Below are 16158 nucleotides of genomic sequence, written 5' to 3'. Positions count from 1 at the left end.
GCCGTTTACGCTGCAACGCACTATGTGCCTGCCCAATATTTAGGCAACGAATTCCGGCATGACCATTTCCCCCCTTCCTCCGGCGCCGCCGAAGCCGATCCTCGTCGGCGACGTGTCGATCGACACGCCGGTCGTGCTCGCGCCCATGACGGGGGTGACCGACCTCCCGTTCCGCAAGCTCGTGCGCCGTTATGGCTCGGGACTCAATGTGACCGAGATGATCGCGAGCGAGGCGGCGATCCGCGAGACGCGCCAGAGCATCCAGAAGGCGGCCTGGGACGCAACCGAGGAACCGGTGTCGATGCAGCTGGTCGGATGCGATCCCACGAGCATGGCCGAGGCGGCCAAGCTGCAACAGGACAATGGCGCGGCGATCATCGACATCAATTTCGGCTGTCCGGTCCGCAAGGTCGTGGGCCAGCTCGCCGGCTCGGCGCTGATGCGCGAGGTACCTCTGGCAACGAAGCTGATGGAAGCGACCGTCAAGGCGGTCGAGGTGCCAGTGACGGTCAAGATGCGCATGGGCTGGGACCATGCAGATCTCAACGCCCCCGAACTGGCGCGGATCGCCGAGGATCTGGGCATCAAAATGGTCACCGTCCACGGTCGGACGCGCAACCAGATGTACAAGGGCAGCGCCGACTGGGCCTTCATCCGCAAGGTCAAGGATGCGGTCTCGATTCCGGTCATCGCCAATGGCGACATCTGCACGATCGATGATGCTGCAAAGGCGCTCGACCAGTCGGGTGCGGACGGGATCATGATCGGGCGCGGGGCCTATGGCAAACCCTGGCTGCTGGGCCAGGTGATGCATTGGTGGCGAACCGGCGAGGTGCTCGATTCCCCCGGCTTCGACGAGCAATATACGACGCTCGTCGAACACTACACGATGATGCTCGACCACTACGGCGAAGGCGTCGGTACCAAGATCGCGCGCAAGCACCTTGGCTGGTATACCAAGGGCCTGCATGGTTCGGCGGACTTCCGCAATTTCGTCAATTTCATCGACGATCCGCGCAAGGTCCTCGACGAGCTCGAGCGGTTCTACGAGCCCATTCTGGAGCGCAAGGCCGCGTGACGACCGCTCCCGGCGCACGGGCCCAGCTGGCCGCATTGATCTTCGCGGTGCTGCTGCTCGACGAGGACGACACCATCGTAGAAGCCAACCACGCGGCAGAGGAAATGCTCGGCCGCAGTGCGCGCAAGCTGTCGGAGAAACGCTTCTGGGATGTCGTGGGCATTGCCGATGAACGGCTGTGCGAGAGGCTGGCTACCGCCGATGCGCAGGTAATCGCGCGGGGCGTCACGATCGCCACCGCGGTGGGCGACCGGCGCGTCAATATCAGCAGCTCGCCGATGCATTCGGACGCGGGCTGGCGGGTGGTGACCCTGTCCGATGCGGGGCAACCCGAGAATGACGAGGACGAGAGCGAACGGGTCGAGCTCCGCGCGCCGGCCGTCCTCGCGCATGAGATCAAGAATCCGCTCTCGGCGATTCGCGGGGCGAGCCAGCTCCTCGCGCGCCGGGTCGCGGGGAAGGACAAGCCGCTCGCGAAGATGATCTCGGCCGAAGTCGACCGGATCGCCGAGCTGATCGACCGGATGCAGCAATTGGGCGCGAAGCCGGTCGAGGTGACCGGCCCGTGCAATCTCCACGAGGCGATCCGCAACGCCATGGGTACCGTGCGCGCCGGACGGAGCGAGGCCTGCGAACTCGTGGAGGAGTTCGACCCCTCGCTGCCGCCGGTGGCGGCCGATCAGGGGGCGCTCGAACAGGTGCTCATCAACCTCCTCGCCAATGCCTGCGACGCCAGCGCGACCTGCGAGCAGCCGCAGGTGATTGTTCGCACGCGCTTCATTAGCGGGCTGGTGTTCAACACGATCCGCTTCGGCAAGGCGACGCGCCTGCCGATAGAGATAACCGTGACCGACCGCGGAGCCGGCATCGACCCCGCGCTGCGCGATCACGTGTTCGAGCCCTTCGTGTCGAGCAAGCCGCACGGCCAGGGTCTCGGCCTCTCGCTCGTGCGCAAGCTGCTGCGCGACATGGGCGGGCGGATTTCGCACGAGCGCGACGAGCGTGCCGGCGAAACGCATTTTCGGATCAACCTGCCGGTGGCAGGCTAGGGGAGCGTAATGGCGCACAGGGTTCTGCTGGTCGAAGACGACAGGAGCATCGTCACGGTAATCACCGAGGCGCTGCGCGAGGACGGTTTCGAAGTCACGGCTTGCGACAGCATCGCCCGTCGCGATGCACTGCTGGCGGACCATGAGTTCCACGTCATGCTGACCGATGTCATGCTCGTCGATGGCGACGGACTGGCCTCGATCGGTGCGGTGCGCCAGCTCGCCCCCGACATGCCGGTGATCGTCCTCTCGGCGCAGAACACGCTCGATACGGCCGTCCGCGCGAGCGACAGCGAGGCCTTCGAATATTTCCCCAAGCCCTTCGATCTTGACGAGCTGACACAGGCAGTGGGTCAGGCGGTTGCCAATCGCCCCGCTGCCGCCAGTGCTGGCGAGAGCGAAGAGGGCGCACTCCCGCTGATCGGCCGCAGCCCGGCGATGCAGGGTGTCTTCCGGATGATCACCCGCGTCCTGCGCAACGATCTCACCGTGCTGATCACAGGCGAGAGCGGGACGGGCAAGGAACTGGTCGCCGAGGCAATCCACGAGCTCGGGGCGCGCAAGACCGGGCCCTTCGTCGCAGTCAACATGGCCGCCATTCCCCACGATCTGCTCGAAAGCGAGCTGTTCGGCCACGAGCGCGGTGCCTTCACCGGCGCGGTTGCCCAGCAGATCGGCAAGTTCGAGCAAGCCAATGGCGGCACGCTATTCCTCGACGAGATCGGCGACATGCCTGCCGAGGCGCAGACGCGGCTGCTGCGGGCGCTGCAGTCGGGGCGCATACGGCGGGTCGGCGGGCGCCAGGAAATCGGGGTCGACGTGCGCATCGTCGCGGCGACCAATCGCGATCTGGGGCCGATGATCGCCGACGGACGCTTCCGCGAGGATCTCTACTACCGGCTCAACGTCGTGCCGATCCACTTGCCACCGCTGCGCGAAAGGCGGGAAGATATCGGCGCGCTGGTCCGCCATTTCCTGGGACAGGCCGCCAGCGAAGGCCTGCCGGGGCGGCAGGCAAGTGAAGAGGCCATTTCGGCGCTCGCGGCACGCAGGTGGCCCGGCAATGTACGCGAATTGCGTAACGCCGTATTCCGCCTGGCGCTGCTCGCGCGCGACGAGGTGATCGATCGCGAAACCGTCGAGGATGTCCTGCCGCTGCCCGCGAAGGCAGGCGAGGAGCCCGGAAAGTCGGGTTTCGACGCAGCGATCGAGGAATGGATCGATGGCGCACGCCCGGCAGACGGGGCGGTCTATCACGCTGCGCTGGCCGCCTTCGAGAAACCCCTGTTCGAACTGGCTCTCGACCGTACCGGAGGCAATCAGTTACGCGCGGCACGCATGTTGGGGATCAACCGCAACACCTTGCGCAAGCGCCTTTCCGAACTCGACATCGCACCGGAAAGCTTCGCTCGCAGGCGATAGAGCATAGGCACACGGCCTATCGCAAAGCTCCGTTTGTCGAATTTGTACTTGCATATCTGCAACAGTGCCGTTGTATGCGCGCCACGATGGCAACGAACATGGCAGGAGCAAGGCGGCATACGCCCCGCTGGTGGCGCAGGTTCGTCGTGACCTCGCGAAGGCAGAATGTCTTCGGCTATATCGAAGTTCTCGCCGCTGTCGCCTTCCTCGTCATGGTGGCCAGCACCTGGGCCACATTCTCCAATGCACCTCCCAACGGCGCGCTGTTGCCATCGCGACAAGTCGCGGGCCTGCTCATCGGGACTTTGGTCCCTGCGATGGCGCTGCTGGTCCTTGCTGGGCGCCGTATCGCCTTGCGCCGCGCCGCGGGGAGCACGGCGCGCCTCCACGTCAGGCTGGTATTCTTCTTCTCGATGATCGCTGCGGTGCCGACGCTGCTGGTGGCCGGGTTTGCCGCCTTCCTCTTCCAGTCGGGAGTCGATTTCTGGTTCTCCGACGATTCGCGCGGGCTGATGGAAAACGCCAACCGGCTCGCTGAGGGCTATTACGAGGAAAACCAGCTCGACCTCGCCAACGAGACGATCTCGATGGCGATGGACATGCGCGCGATCCTCGGGCGCGTCCAGGTGACCGATCCGAATTTCGCGCTCGTCTACCAGTACCAGGCCGAACCGCGCGACGTGATCGAGAGTGCGATCCTGCAGGCCATGCCCGACAAGTCGATGCGCACCGCGGTTGTCTACGGCCTCAACGAGGAGAGCGATCCGCGCGCCTTCGCACAGGATTCACTGGCCCGGCTCGCGCAGGGCGAGCAGGTCGCGGTTCGCGGGAGCCCGGAGCGCATCGAGGCCGTGGCACCGATCGACCGCGACGCCGGGATCTATCTCTACACCGCCCGCAATGCCGAAGCGGGCAGTTTCCGCAGCTGGCAGACCGCGCGGTCGATCTCGACCGCCTATGACGAGCTGACCAAGCGCGCGCGCGCGCTCCAGCTGCGCTTCAATCTCGCGCTGTTCTTCGTCTCGCTGGCGCTGGTCGGGCTCGCCGTCTGGTTCGCGCTCCGTTTCGCCGACCGGCAGGTCGAACCGCTGACCGATCTGGTGGCTGCCGCGCGCAAGGTCGGCGCGGGCAATTTCGCACTGCGGGTCGAAGGGCGCACGGGTGCCGACGAGATTGGCCTGCTCAACCGGGCCTTCAACCGGATGACCGCTCAGCTCGAAAAGCAGACCGATGCCCTGTTGTCGGCCAATACCGAGCTCGAGGAACGGCGCGGCTTCATGGAAGCGGTTCTCGAATCGGTCAGTGCGGGGGTCATATCCGTGGACGGCGATCTCAACGTCCTGCTGATGAACGCGCGCGCCTACACCATGCTCGGCATCGACTTGGAGTCAGGACAAGGCGCCACCACTCTAGACGACGTCGCCCCTCAAATCGGGGCGATGGTACGGGCTGGACTGGCACAGGGTGTGATCTCGCACAGCCGCCATGGCGAACTGCTGACCTTTGCCGTCAAGATCGGCCGCGAGAGCGACGGACACGTCATCACTTTCGAGGACATCACCCGCCAGTTGCTCGACCAGCGGCAGGCCGCCTGGTCGGACGTGGCGCGGCGCATCGCGCACGAGATCAAGAACCCGCTTACACCGATCCAGCTTGCCACCGAGCGCCTGAAGCGTCGGTATCGCAAGCAGATCGAACAGGACGGCGAACTGTTCGACGAGTTGACCAGCACGATCGTAAGGCAGGTGGGTGACCTGCGGAAGATGGTCGACGAATTCTCGAGCTTCGCGCGTCTTCCCAAGCCGAGCTTCCGCCCGGAGGACGCGCTCGACCTCGTTCGCCAGTCGCTCTTCCTCCAGGAAGTGGCGCATCCCGACGTGAATTACAGGCTCCAGGGGCCCGAGGACGGTCCCCTGCGCATTCAGTGCGACCGGCATCAGCTGGGCCAGGCCCTGACCAACACGCTCAAGAACGCTTACGAGGCGATCGAGGCCAAGGCCCAGTCGGCCGAATTCGATTATCGCGGCAAGATCCTCGTCGAGGTGGAGCCTGGCGAGGATTTCGTGACCGTGTCGGTGGAAGACAACGGGATCGGGCTGCCGCAGGACCGCGTGAACATCCTCGAACCCTATGTGACGACGCGCGAGAAGGGTACCGGGCTAGGGCTCGCGATCGTCAACAAGATCGTCGAGGAACACGGCGGGGAAATGACATTCACCTCGGTCGAAACCGGGGGCACGCGCGTGACCATGCGGTTTGCGCGCGATCCGCTTGCCGCCGCGGGCGGCGAGCCAGCCAGCTTGAAGACAGAAGGGTAGGGACGCATGGCGTTGGATATTCTCATCGTCGACGACGAACGCGACATTCGCGAACTGGTCGCCGGGGTGCTGAGCGACGAGGGTTACGACTGCCGTACCGCGGGGGACAGCACCTCGGCCCTCAATGCCGTCGACGAGAAACGGCCCAGCCTCGTCCTGCTCGACGTCTGGCTGCACGGCAGCCCGATGGATGGGCTCGAGGTGCTCGACGCGATCAAGGTACGCGAACCCGACTTGCCGGTGATCATCTTTTCCGGCCACGGCAATATCGACACCGCGGTCAGCGCGGTCAGCCGCGGGGCGATAGACTTCATCGAGAAGCCGTTCGAAGCCGAGCGCCTGCTGCATCTGGTCGAGCGCGCCACCGAGACCGAACGTCTGCGGCGGGAAAATTCGCGTCTGCGCGAGAACCTGGCGCAGGGCGACGAGTTCACCGGCAATTCGGCCGTGATCAACGGTGTCCGCGCCACGCTGAAACGCGTCGCGGCGACGGGAAGCCGGGTGCTCATCACCGGACCAGCCGGAGCCGGTAAGGAGGTCGCCGCGCGCCTGCTGCACAGCTGGAGCCAGCGAGCCGACAAGGCCTTCGTGATCGTCAATTCCGCGCGGATCACGCCCGAGCGCTTCGAGGAGGAACTCTTCGGCGAGGAGGCCGACGGCAAGCTGGTTCGCCCCGGACTGCTCGAAACCGCGGACGGCGGCACGCTCTATCTCGACGAAGTGGCCGACATGCCGCTGTCGACGCAGGCTCGTATCCTTCGCGTCCTGACGGAGCAGAGCTTCGTCAGGGTAGGGGGCACGAGGCAGATCGGAGTGGACGTGCGTGTCGTTTCTTCGACCTCGCGCGATCTCGCCAAGGAGATGGAGGAGAAGCACTTCCGCGAAGACCTGTTTTATCGCCTCAATGTCGTGCCGGTGGAAGTGCCGTCGCTGGCCGAGCGGCGGGACGACATCCCGGCCCTGGCCGACAGCTTCTTCGCCCGCTACGCCACCGAACAGGGGTTGCGCCCGCCGACCATCAGCGACGAGGCGATGGCAGCGCTGCAGGCCTATGACTGGCCGGGCAATGTCCGCCAGTTGCGCAACGTCGTCGAGCGAACGATCATCCTGACCCCGCGCGACAGCCTCGAACAGATCGAGGTCGACATGCTCCCTGAAGAGGTTCTCGGCGGCAAGCTCGGTGGCAACAGCGTCGTTGGTGCGATGATGGGGGCTCCGCTGCGCGAGGCGCGGGAGAATTTCGAACGCGAGTATCTCACCGTCCAGATCCGTCGCTTCTCCGGAAATATCTCGAAAACCGCGACTTTCATCGGAATGGAGCGCTCAGCACTGCACCGTAAGCTCAAGCTGCTCGGGATGGTAGAGCGCAAGCCCCCGGATCGAAAGAATTGACGCCTTGGGCGAAAGTTACGCATTCTAGGCGGAAATCAGGATTGCGTTGCGCTATTTGAGATTTTCTTCCACAATACGGAGGTTCGCGAGCAATTGCGCACACACTCGGGCGTGGTGGGCGCCCAGATTGCGGCTCCGTCCGGGGGGCTGCCAAAAAACGGGAAAAAGACATGTCCGGCGATCGTACTCTCTCGGCACGACCACGCGCGAAACCGACTGAAGCCGGTTCGGCCAATCGACCTGCAAACCTGCAGGACGCCTTCCTCAACCTCCTCCGCAAGAACAAGTCTCCGGTGACGATGTTTCTCGTCAAGGGGGTCAAGCTTCAGGGTATCGTTACCTGGTTCGACAATTTCTCGATCCTCCTGCGGCGCGACGGGCAGTCGCAGCTGGTCTACAAGCATGCGATCAGCACCATCATGCCCGCGCAACCGGTCGATACGAGCCAGTTCGCCAGCCAGGGATCGGGGGCAAAGCAGCGCCTGCTGCAGGATGTCTTCCTCAGCCGCGTGCGCCAGGCGGAAGCGCAAGTGACGATGTTCCTCGTCAACGGGGTCATGCTGCAGGGCCGGATCGCCGCCTATGACCTGTTCTGCATGCTGCTCGAGCGTGACGGCTACGTCCAGCTTGCCTATAAGCATGCCGTGTCGACGATCCAGCCGGCAACCCCGGTCGATCTGACCGAGGACTGGGAAGAAGAGTCCGACAACTGAGTTTCGATGACGATCTGATGGGCGAGGTGTCGCGCGGTGCGCGGGCACTGGTCGTGTGCCCGGACATCCGCGGGATATCGTACGATCTCGACGCACAGTCGCGCCTGGCGGAGGCGGAGGGCCTGGCGCTGGCGATCGGCATTGTCATCGCCGAGAGCTTCACCCTGCCGGTTCGCGAAGTGCGCCCCAACCTGCTGTTCGGGGCAGGGCAGGTCGACAACATCCGCATCGCCTGCGAACAGAACGAGGCGGAGCTGGTCGTCGTGGACGGTGCGCTCACCCCGATCCAGCAGCGCAATCTTGAAGACAAGCTCGGGCGCAAGGTCATCGATCGTACCGGGCTGATCCTCGAAATCTTCGGCGAGAGGGCAGCGACCGCTGAAGGGCGGCTGCAGGTCGAGCTGGCGCATCTCGACTACCAGCAGAGCCGACTCGTGCGCAGCTGGACCCACCTCGAACGGCAACGCGGCGGCTTCGGCTTCCTGGGCGGCCCCGGCGAAACGCAGATCGAAGCCGACCGGCGGATGATCCGCCAGCGGATGGGACGGCTGCGCAAGGAACTCGAACAGGTCCGCAAGACGCGCGGGCTGCACCGCGAACGGCGCGAACGGGCCCCGTGGCCTGTCGTCGCGCTGGTTGGTTATACCAATGCGGGCAAGTCGACGCTGTTCAACCGCCTGACGGGGGCGGGGGTGATGGCGGAGGATTTGCTCTTCGCAACGCTCGACCCGACGATGCGTGCGATCGCCTTGCCGGGGGTCGAAAAGGCGATCCTCTCGGACACCGTCGGCTTTATTTCCGACCTCCCGACGCAACTCGTCGCGGCCTTTCGCGCAACGCTCGAAGAAGTCACCTCGGCCGACGTCATCTGCCATGTTCGCGATATCTCGAACCCATCGACCGGCGCCCAGAAGGCGCAGGTGCTCGAAGTCCTGCGCGACCTCGGCGTGGTCGAGGAGGGGGAGGCGTCATCGATTCCCATTCTCGAGATCTGGAACAAGTGGGACCAACTCGCGCCCGCGGACGCAGAGGAACTCGCTAGCCAGATCGAGGGGGCCGACGACATCGTTGCCCTCTCGGCTCTCACCGGCGCAGGCGTCGATAGCCTGCTCGAACGGCTCGGCGAGATGCTCACGCGCAATGCCGCACTGAGGACCTTCGAAGTGGCGGCAAGCGATGGTCGCCGGATCGCATGGTTGCACGCCCATGGCGAGGTGATCGAGGACGTCGAGGCGGAGGAGGGCGTCGCCAAGCGGTTGATCACCGTTCGCCTCAATCCCAAGGAACTGGGCCAGTTCGAGGCGATGCGTTAGCCGAGTTCGCGCTTGGCGCGCTGCCAGTAGCCTTCCTGCGTATCGAGATCGAGCACGGCAAACTCCTCGCCGTCGATCTGCGATAGCTGCTCCATCTTTCTGAAACGTTTTTCGAATTTCGAATTGGAAGCGCGGAGCGCCTGCTCGGGATCCACGCCATAGCGGCGAACGATGTTGACGACCACAAAGAGCACGTCGCCGGCTTCCATCAGGCGCTGTTCGTCGGTTTCGGCGGCCTCGAGTTCGGCGAGTTCCTCTTGCAGTTTCTCGATGGGCCCCCTGACGTCATGCCATTCGAAGCCGACGCGCGCGGCGCGCTTCTGGAGCTTGTGCGAGCGGAGCAAGGCCGGCAGCGCCTGCGCTATGCCATCCATCGCACTGGTGGCACCTGCCGATTCACGCTCGGCGGCCTTGAGGTCTTCCCAGCGGCCGTCTTCCATCACGCCACCTTCGTCGCCGAATATGTGCGGATGGCGCGCTTCCATCTTGTCCGCGATGTGCCTGGCAACGTCCTCGAAGGCGAAATCGCCGGCTTCTTCCGCCATTCGCGCGTGAAACACGACCTGGAACAAGAGGTCACCGAGTTCGCCGCGCAGATCGTCCATGTCGCCACGTTCGATCGCATCGGCGACTTCGTAGGCTTCCTCGATCGTATAGGGAGCGATGGTGGCAAAGGTCTGCGCCGTATCCCATTCGCAACCCGTTTGCGGGTCGCGGAGTTGGGACATGATCGCGAGAAGTCGGTCGGTCTGTTCTGACATCGCCTCAGAATAGCGTGTGGTGAGGGGGGCAGGAAGGCCGCCTGATCAGCGATCCCCACGTTCTCGACGTCAGTGCGATAATATATATTATGTTAAACAAACGGTACCTAGCGAACGGCGCCGATGAACAGGATGACCACGGCAAAGATCCCCGCCCATGCACCAGCCATGAAGAATCCCTTCTTCCACCCGACATTGTGCGTACGGAATCCGGCGCCGATCAGGATCAGGAAACCTACCAGCGAAACGAGCGAGACCAGCTGGTGCTCGCTCATGCCGTCATCACCAGGCCGTCGTAACCGACCAAGACATGATCGGGCACTTCGTCGCAGAGACTGCGGTAATCCATGCTCTTGTCCATATGCGTCAGCACCGTCCGGCGCACCTTGGCCTTGCGCGCGAGATCGAGCGCCATGTCGAGATGCGCGTGCGTCGGGTGCGGACGCCGGCGAAGGCAATCGACGACGAGAATGTCCGCGCGCTCGAAGCACCGAACCATGGCCGGTGTGATCTCGCTGAAATCGGTCGCATAGACGATCGACTTCCCGTCTGCCTCGAAACGGAACCCGGTGCTCGTCACCGGGCCGTGCGGCATTTCGACGTGATCGAAGGAAAATCCCGCAACCAGCTGGGTTTCCGCAATATCCTTGAGACCGACAATGGTAGGATAGCCGAACTGGCCCTCAAACACATAGTCGAACCGTCGGCGCAGCCTTTCGCAGGTGACCTTGCTGGCGAAGCCCGGCAGCGGGTTCGAGCGGTCGTAACGCATGACCCGCAGATCGTCGATGCCGTGACAATGGTCGGCATGGTCATGGGTCCAGAACACCGCATCGACTTTTTCGATGCCGTTCGCGAGCAACTGCGCCCGGAGATCGGTCGAGGTATCGACGAGGATCCTCTGGCCCGCATCGTTCTCGACCACGATCGACACCCGGCTCCGCCGATTACGCGGCTCATGCGGATCGCATTCGCCCCAGTCATTTCCGATCCGGGGCACCCCGGTCGAGGTGCCCGAGCCGAGCATCAGCAGCTTCACGCCGCCGCCTTGCTGAACAGCGCGTAGAAATTCCGGGTCGTATAGCGCGCGAGTTCCTCGAGCGATTCAGACCGCAGATCGGCGAGGAATTGCGCGGTGTCGCGCACGAATCCGGGCTCGCAGGGCTTACCGCGATGCGGGACCGGCGCCAGGAACGGGCTGTCGGTTTCGACCAGCAGCCGATCCTGCGGGATATCCCTGGCGAAATCCTGCAGGTCGCGGGCGTTCTTGAAGGTGACGATGCCCGATATGGAGACCGACAGGCCCAGATCGAGGACCCGCCTGCCGAAATCGGCCGAAGCGGTGAAGCAATGGATCAGTGCGGGGAAAGCCCCCTTCCCCAGCTCGTCGTCGAGGATCGCCAGCGTATCGTCCTCGGCATCGCGCGTGTGGATGATGACGGGCAGTTGCACTTCGCGCGCCACATCGATGTGGAGCCGGAACAGGCGCTGCTGCGCAGCGCGGTCCGAATGGTCGTAATAGTAGTCGAGCCCGGTTTCGCCGATGCCGATCACCTTGGAATCGCGGGTCGCGGCGAGCAGTTCCTCGCGCGTAAGGTCGAGATGGTCGTCGGCATTGTGCGGATGGATGCCGACGCTTGCATAGACGTCAGGCCTAGCCTGCGCGGTACCGACGACCTGCGCCCATTCCGCGCGCTTGGTCGAGATATTGAGAAAGGCCTCGATTCCCGCCTCGCGCGCCCGATCGAGCACCGCAGCCTGGTCGTCGACCAGGCCCTCGTATTCGAGGTGACAATGGCTATCGACCAGCATCAAGCCGGCTCTTCGCTCGGCAGTTCGAGCCGCGGGAACACCGGTGTCGGCTTCTCGATCGTGTGGCCTGCGGCAACGAGCGCGGCGAACCATCCGGCATCGGCAAGGTCGGCATAGTTTCGGCTTTCCGCGCTCACGCCAAGCTGGTCGAGCACGGCACCGGCCTTTTCGGGGACCACGGGCTGGATGGCGATGGCGAGATCGCGGATGGCGATGTACAGCGTCTGGAGCACGGCCTTCATCCGCTCTGGATCGGTTTTCTTGAGCGCCCAGGGGGCCTGTTCGTCGACATAGGCATTGCAGGCGTAAACGGCCCGGAGCCAGGCTTCGATCCCGACCGAGAAATTCAGCTTCTCGAATTCGCGCGGCAGTTCTGTACCGCAGGCCGTCGCGACAGTCAGGGCAAGTTTGTCATCCGCTGCATTAGATTCAAAGCTTTCGAGTTTGCCGTCCATATTCTTCGAGATCATCGACAGCGTGCGTTGCGCGAGGTTGCCGAAGCTGTTTGCCAACTCGGCATTCACCTTGTTTACAAGCGCTTCTGCCGAATAGCTTCCATCCTGCCCGAAGGTGACTTCGGCGAGCAGGAAATAGCGCAACGCATCGACGCCGAAACGCTCGGCCAGTTCCATCGGATCGGTCACATTGCCGAGCGACTTCGATTCCTTGACCCCGCGATTGAGCAGGAAGCCATGCCCGAAGACCTTCTTCGGCAGCGGCAGGTCGGCGCTTATCAGGAAGGCGGGCCAATAGATCGTGTGGAAGCGGACGATGTCCTTGCCGATCAGGTGGAGGTCTGCGGGCCAGAACTTCTCCCACATCTCGCCGCCGTCGGGATAGCCGACTCCGGTGATGTAATTGGTCAGCGCATCGACCCAGACATACATGACATGCCCGTCGCTGCCCGGCACCTTGACGCCCCAGTCGAAGCTCGTTCGGCTGACCGAAAGGTCCTGCAGGCCGCGCTCGACGAAGGCCACCATTTCGTTCCGCCGGCTAGCTGGCTCGAGAAAGCCCGGCGTGTTCAGCAGTTCGAGCAGCGGTTCGGCATATTTCGACAGGCGGAAGAACCAGGTCTCTTCCTCGGTCCATTCGACCGGCGTTCCTTGCGGCGAGAGTTTTTCGTCCCCCTCGACCTCGATCAGTTCCTTCTCGTCGTAATAGGCTTCGTCGCGGACCGAGTACCAGCCTTCATAGCGATCGAGATAGAGATCGCCCTTCTCTTCCATCGCCTTCCAGATGGCCTGGCTCGCGCGATGGTGATCGGCATCGGTGGTCCTGATAAAACGGTCATAGGAGATGTTCAGAACGTCGAACAATTCCCTGAAATATCCGGACATTTCATCCGCCAGCTGGCGCGGAGTCTTGCCCAGCTCGCGTGCCTTCTGCGCCATCTTCAGCCCATGCTCGTCGGTGCCCGTCTGGAAGCGCACCTCGCGCCCGCGCAGGCGCTGGAAACGAGCCATCACATCGGCGGCGATCGTCTCGTAGGCATGGCCGATATGCGGCCTGCCGTTGGGATAGTGGATCGCAGTGGTAAGGTAATAGGGTTCAGCCATCGGCCCGCTCGCTAGCCGTAGCGGCCTTGGCGAGCAAGGTGCCGATTTCCATGGCGAGCAATCCGGCATCGAAATTGTAGGTCGGTTGCTCGCCCGTGAGGCGCACCAGTTCGCCATGAGTATCGATGATCGGCCGCGGATCGGAGAGCGTCGCATCGAGACGCTGCGCCACGACCGAGCGCGCGAGTTCGAGAATCGCGCGGATCCTGTCGCGATCGGGCCGCGCGCCGATCAGACCGGCCAGCGCACCACGCAGATGAAAATCGGGATCGCCCCGCTCGAGGATCTGGTGCATCGCCTGCGCGACCTTGCCCAGTTCGAGTTCGACGAATTCCAGCGCCGCGCCGGGCGAGCCGGCGGCAGCCACGATCGCGGCTGCGCGGGTCGCATCATCCGCGCCGGGCGCCATCTCGCCGAGGAGGCCGTTCATCTCGGTATCCGAAACGGTCGGGAAACGCAGCACGCGGCAGCGCGAGCGGATCGTCGGCAGGAGCCGCGCCGGGCTATGCGCGACGAGCAGGAAATAGGTCCCTCGCGGGGGCTCCTCGAGGCTCTTGAGCAGGGCGTTGGCCGCATTGCGCTCAAGATCGTCGGCCGGATCGATGATGATCGCCCGCCTCTCGCCCAGCGTGGGCCTCGTGCCGAGACGGGCCTGCATCGCGCGGATCTGCGAGATACGGATACTGCGCGCCAATTCGAACGGCTTGCCGTCCGCGCGTTTGCGCTCTTCCTTGTCGTCTTTCGGGCCGTAGGTCAGCGTGACGATGTCGGGGTGGTGTCCGCTCTCGCCCGGTGCGGCGCCCACCAGCTCGCGAGCAGCAGCCTGGGCGAAGCTCGCCTTGCCGACTCCGCGACGTCCGGCGAACAGCCAGGCGTGGTGCATCCGCTCACCCGCCATCGCCTTGCGCCATTCGCGCCAGGCTGGCTCGTGACCGAGCAGGTTCAAGACGCTGCCCACAAAGGTGCCGCAGCCTCGACGATGCGCCGGTGCACCTCGTCCACCGACCCGGTCCCGTCGATGACCGCAAAGCGGTGCGGTTCGGAGCGCGCGAAATCGAGGAAGGAGGCGTTGACGCTGGCATGATACTCCGCCGCCCGGCCGCCGATCGCGTCGCTGCTGTCGCCGTCGCGCCGGCTAAGGCGCTCGGCGACGGCTTGTGCCGGGGCATCGATCACGATGGTGAGATCGGGCAGCAGGCCCGCACTGCCGATATCGTGCAGCGCCCGCACGCGCTCGTCTCCGAGCCCGCCTGCAACGCCCTGATAGGCCCGGCTCGAATCAAGGAAGCGGTCGCAGACGACCCATGCCCCGCGATCGAGCGCCGGTTTGATCTGGCGCGCCACGTGGTCCGCGCGCGCAGCGGCGAAGAGCAGCGCTTCGGCTTCGAGCGTCCATCCTTCGCCGGGAGGCGCCAGCAGCAGGCTACGGATCGCCTCGGCACCGGGCGTACCGCCCGGCTCGCGGGTCAGGACCACCTCCCTCCCCTGTTCGCGCAGCGCATCGGCGAGCAGGCGTGCCTGGGTCGACTTGCCCATGCCCTCGCCGCCCTCGAAGGCGATGAAGCGGCCTCGCGTCACGTCACCCAGCTCCGCAGCGCGTTGAACACGCGTTGCACCGGGGTCGCCTTGAGCACTTCCTCGCGCGCGACCAGCGGCACCCGGTGCTCGGGCATGCCATCGATCGAAACCACCAGCTCGGCCACTTCCTCGCCCTTGGCGATGGGCGCCTGCAGGGGGCCTTCGTAGCGCAAGGTCAGCGAGACCTTGGGAGATTGCCCCTTGGGAACCGAAATCCGCACCGGTCCCCGTGCGGTCAGCCCGACCTGCGCCGCGCCGCCCTGCTGAACCCGCGCGCTGGCGATGCGTGCCTTGTTGGCGAACAGCGTCCGGCTGTCGAAGCTCTTGAAGCCCCATTCGATGAAGCTGCGCGCCGCGCGGTTGCGGGCGCGCCCGGTGGGGCTCGCCGCGACCACCATGATCAGCCGCCGGCCGTTCCGTTTGGCCGATCCCAGGAAGCCGTAGCCGGCCTGGTTGGTGAACCCGGTCTTGATCCCGTCGGCACCCGGCACGACCCCGGAAATGGGGTCGTGATTGCGCTGTTCGATGCCATTGTACTTGAGGCCCTTGGCACCGACGAAATGGCGATATTTCGATGGATGACGCGTGACCATGGCGCGCGCCAGAGTGCCGAGATCGCGCGCGGTGACAAAGGTCTTGCCCTCGTCCATCCAGCCATTGGGCGTGCCGTAGTGCGAATTGGTCATGCCGATCTCGCGCGCCTTGGCATTCATCGCGGCGACCCAGTCCTCGACCGTGCCCGCGGCGCCCTCGGCGAGCACGACGGCGCCATCGTTGGCCGAAACGGTGGTGATGCCGTGGAGCAGATCGTCCACCGTCACTCGCGCATCGGCGGGCAGGAACATGGTCGATCCCTTGCGGTGCCATTGCTTGAATGTCTCGGGGCGAACGCCATAAACCTGCTGAGGGAACAGCCGCCCTTCCTCCATCCATTCGAAGGCGAGGAAGGTCGTCATCACCTTGGTGATCGAGGCGGGCATGAACCGGCGGTCGACATCGCGCTGGTACAGCACCTGCCCGCTCGCGGCGTCGATCAGGTAGGCGATGGGCGCATCGTCTTCACTGGGGATCGAAGGCTCTTTCGCGTCCTTCGCCCCGAGCGGAGTGGAAATGAGAGCGGCTGTCAGCGCAGCCAGCGAAATCAGACGGTTACGCAATTGTAC

At 64.4% G+C, this 16158-nt stretch carries 15 protein-coding genes; 7 read left to right on the top strand and 8 right to left on the bottom strand.

Annotated features, from left to right (window positions below; genetic code table 11):
* The first annotated feature begins 58 nt into the window (after positions 1 to 58).
* The 7 genes from dusB to hflX all read left to right on the top strand — a co-directional run bounded on the left by dusB (position 59) and on the right by hflX (position 9285).
* A complete protein-coding gene (dusB, locus tag K3181_RS15060; RefSeq protein WP_221603945.1) occupies positions 59 to 1078 on the top strand; it encodes a tRNA dihydrouridine synthase DusB in 1020 nt (339 codons plus the stop codon).
* Complete coding sequence (locus tag K3181_RS15055; protein ID WP_221603944.1) at positions 1075 to 2127, top strand: two-component system sensor histidine kinase NtrB; 1053 nt, start codon at positions 1075 to 1077, stop codon at positions 2125 to 2127. Before dusB ends, K3181_RS15055 begins: the two co-directional genes overlap by 4 nt.
* Positions 2128 to 2136: 9 nt before the next feature.
* Positions 2137 to 3549 carry a nitrogen regulation protein NR(I) gene (gene ntrC, locus K3181_RS15050; RefSeq protein WP_221603943.1) on the top strand — a complete coding sequence of 471 codons (1413 nt, stop codon included), beginning with the start codon at positions 2137 to 2139 and terminating at the stop codon, positions 3547 to 3549.
* 86 nt (positions 3550 to 3635) lie between these two features.
* Complete coding sequence (locus tag K3181_RS15045; RefSeq protein WP_221603942.1) at positions 3636 to 5867, top strand: sensor histidine kinase; 2232 nt, start codon at positions 3636 to 3638, stop codon at positions 5865 to 5867.
* A gap of 6 nt (positions 5868 to 5873) precedes the next feature.
* The gene (gene ntrX, locus K3181_RS15040) at positions 5874 to 7259 is read left to right on the top strand and encodes a nitrogen assimilation response regulator NtrX (protein ID WP_221603941.1); all 1386 of its coding nucleotides are present in this window, start codon (positions 5874 to 5876) and stop codon (positions 7257 to 7259) included.
* A gap of 170 nt (positions 7260 to 7429) precedes the next feature.
* A complete protein-coding gene (gene hfq / locus K3181_RS15035; protein WP_221603940.1) occupies positions 7430 to 7972 on the top strand; it encodes an RNA chaperone Hfq in 543 nt (180 codons plus the stop codon).
* 17 nt (positions 7973 to 7989) lie between these two features.
* The gene (hflX, locus tag K3181_RS15030; RefSeq protein WP_221603939.1) at positions 7990 to 9285 is read left to right on the top strand and encodes a GTPase HflX; all 1296 of its coding nucleotides are present in this window, start codon (positions 7990 to 7992) and stop codon (positions 9283 to 9285) included.
* Here the strand turns inward: hflX and mazG are convergent.
* The 8 genes from mazG to K3181_RS14990 form a co-directional block, all read right to left on the bottom strand.
* Positions 9282 to 10046, bottom strand: a complete 765-nt coding sequence (gene mazG, locus K3181_RS15025) for a nucleoside triphosphate pyrophosphohydrolase (RefSeq protein ID WP_221603938.1) — start codon at positions 10044 to 10046, stop codon at positions 9282 to 9284. The genes hflX and mazG overlap by 4 nt on opposite strands.
* A 107-nt stretch (positions 10047 to 10153) precedes the next feature.
* The gene (locus tag K3181_RS15020; RefSeq protein ID WP_221603937.1) at positions 10154 to 10321 is read right to left on the bottom strand and encodes a hypothetical protein; all 168 of its coding nucleotides are present in this window, start codon (positions 10319 to 10321) and stop codon (positions 10154 to 10156) included.
* A complete protein-coding gene (locus K3181_RS15015) occupies positions 10318 to 11085 on the bottom strand; it encodes an MBL fold metallo-hydrolase (RefSeq protein ID WP_221603936.1) in 768 nt (255 codons plus the stop codon). Before K3181_RS15015 ends, K3181_RS15020 begins: the two co-directional genes overlap by 4 nt.
* Positions 11082 to 11858 carry a TatD family hydrolase gene (locus tag K3181_RS15010; protein ID WP_221603935.1) on the bottom strand — a complete coding sequence of 259 codons (777 nt, stop codon included), beginning with the start codon at positions 11856 to 11858 and terminating at the stop codon, positions 11082 to 11084. Before K3181_RS15010 ends, K3181_RS15015 begins: the two co-directional genes overlap by 4 nt.
* Positions 11858 to 13417 carry a methionine--tRNA ligase gene (gene metG, locus K3181_RS15005; protein ID WP_221603934.1) on the bottom strand — a complete coding sequence of 520 codons (1560 nt, stop codon included), beginning with the start codon at positions 13415 to 13417 and terminating at the stop codon, positions 11858 to 11860. The genes K3181_RS15010 and metG overlap by 1 nt, the downstream gene beginning before the upstream one ends.
* Complete coding sequence (locus K3181_RS15000) at positions 13410 to 14375, bottom strand: DNA polymerase III subunit delta' (protein ID WP_345725520.1); 966 nt, start codon at positions 14373 to 14375, stop codon at positions 13410 to 13412. The genes metG and K3181_RS15000 overlap by 8 nt, the downstream gene beginning before the upstream one ends.
* Complete coding sequence (tmk, locus tag K3181_RS14995; RefSeq protein WP_221603933.1) at positions 14360 to 14995, bottom strand: dTMP kinase; 636 nt, start codon at positions 14993 to 14995, stop codon at positions 14360 to 14362. Before tmk ends, K3181_RS15000 begins: the two co-directional genes overlap by 16 nt.
* Complete coding sequence (locus tag K3181_RS14990) at positions 14992 to 16152, bottom strand: D-alanyl-D-alanine carboxypeptidase family protein (RefSeq protein ID WP_247715178.1); 1161 nt, start codon at positions 16150 to 16152, stop codon at positions 14992 to 14994. The genes tmk and K3181_RS14990 overlap by 4 nt, the downstream gene beginning before the upstream one ends.
* Positions 16153 to 16158: the final 6 nt, after the last annotated feature.

The organism is Qipengyuania mesophila (genome assembly GCF_019711655.1).
Lineage (GTDB): Bacteria > Pseudomonadota > Alphaproteobacteria > Sphingomonadales > Sphingomonadaceae > Qipengyuania > Qipengyuania mesophila.
This window is presented reverse-complemented; position numbering and strand designations above follow the sequence as displayed.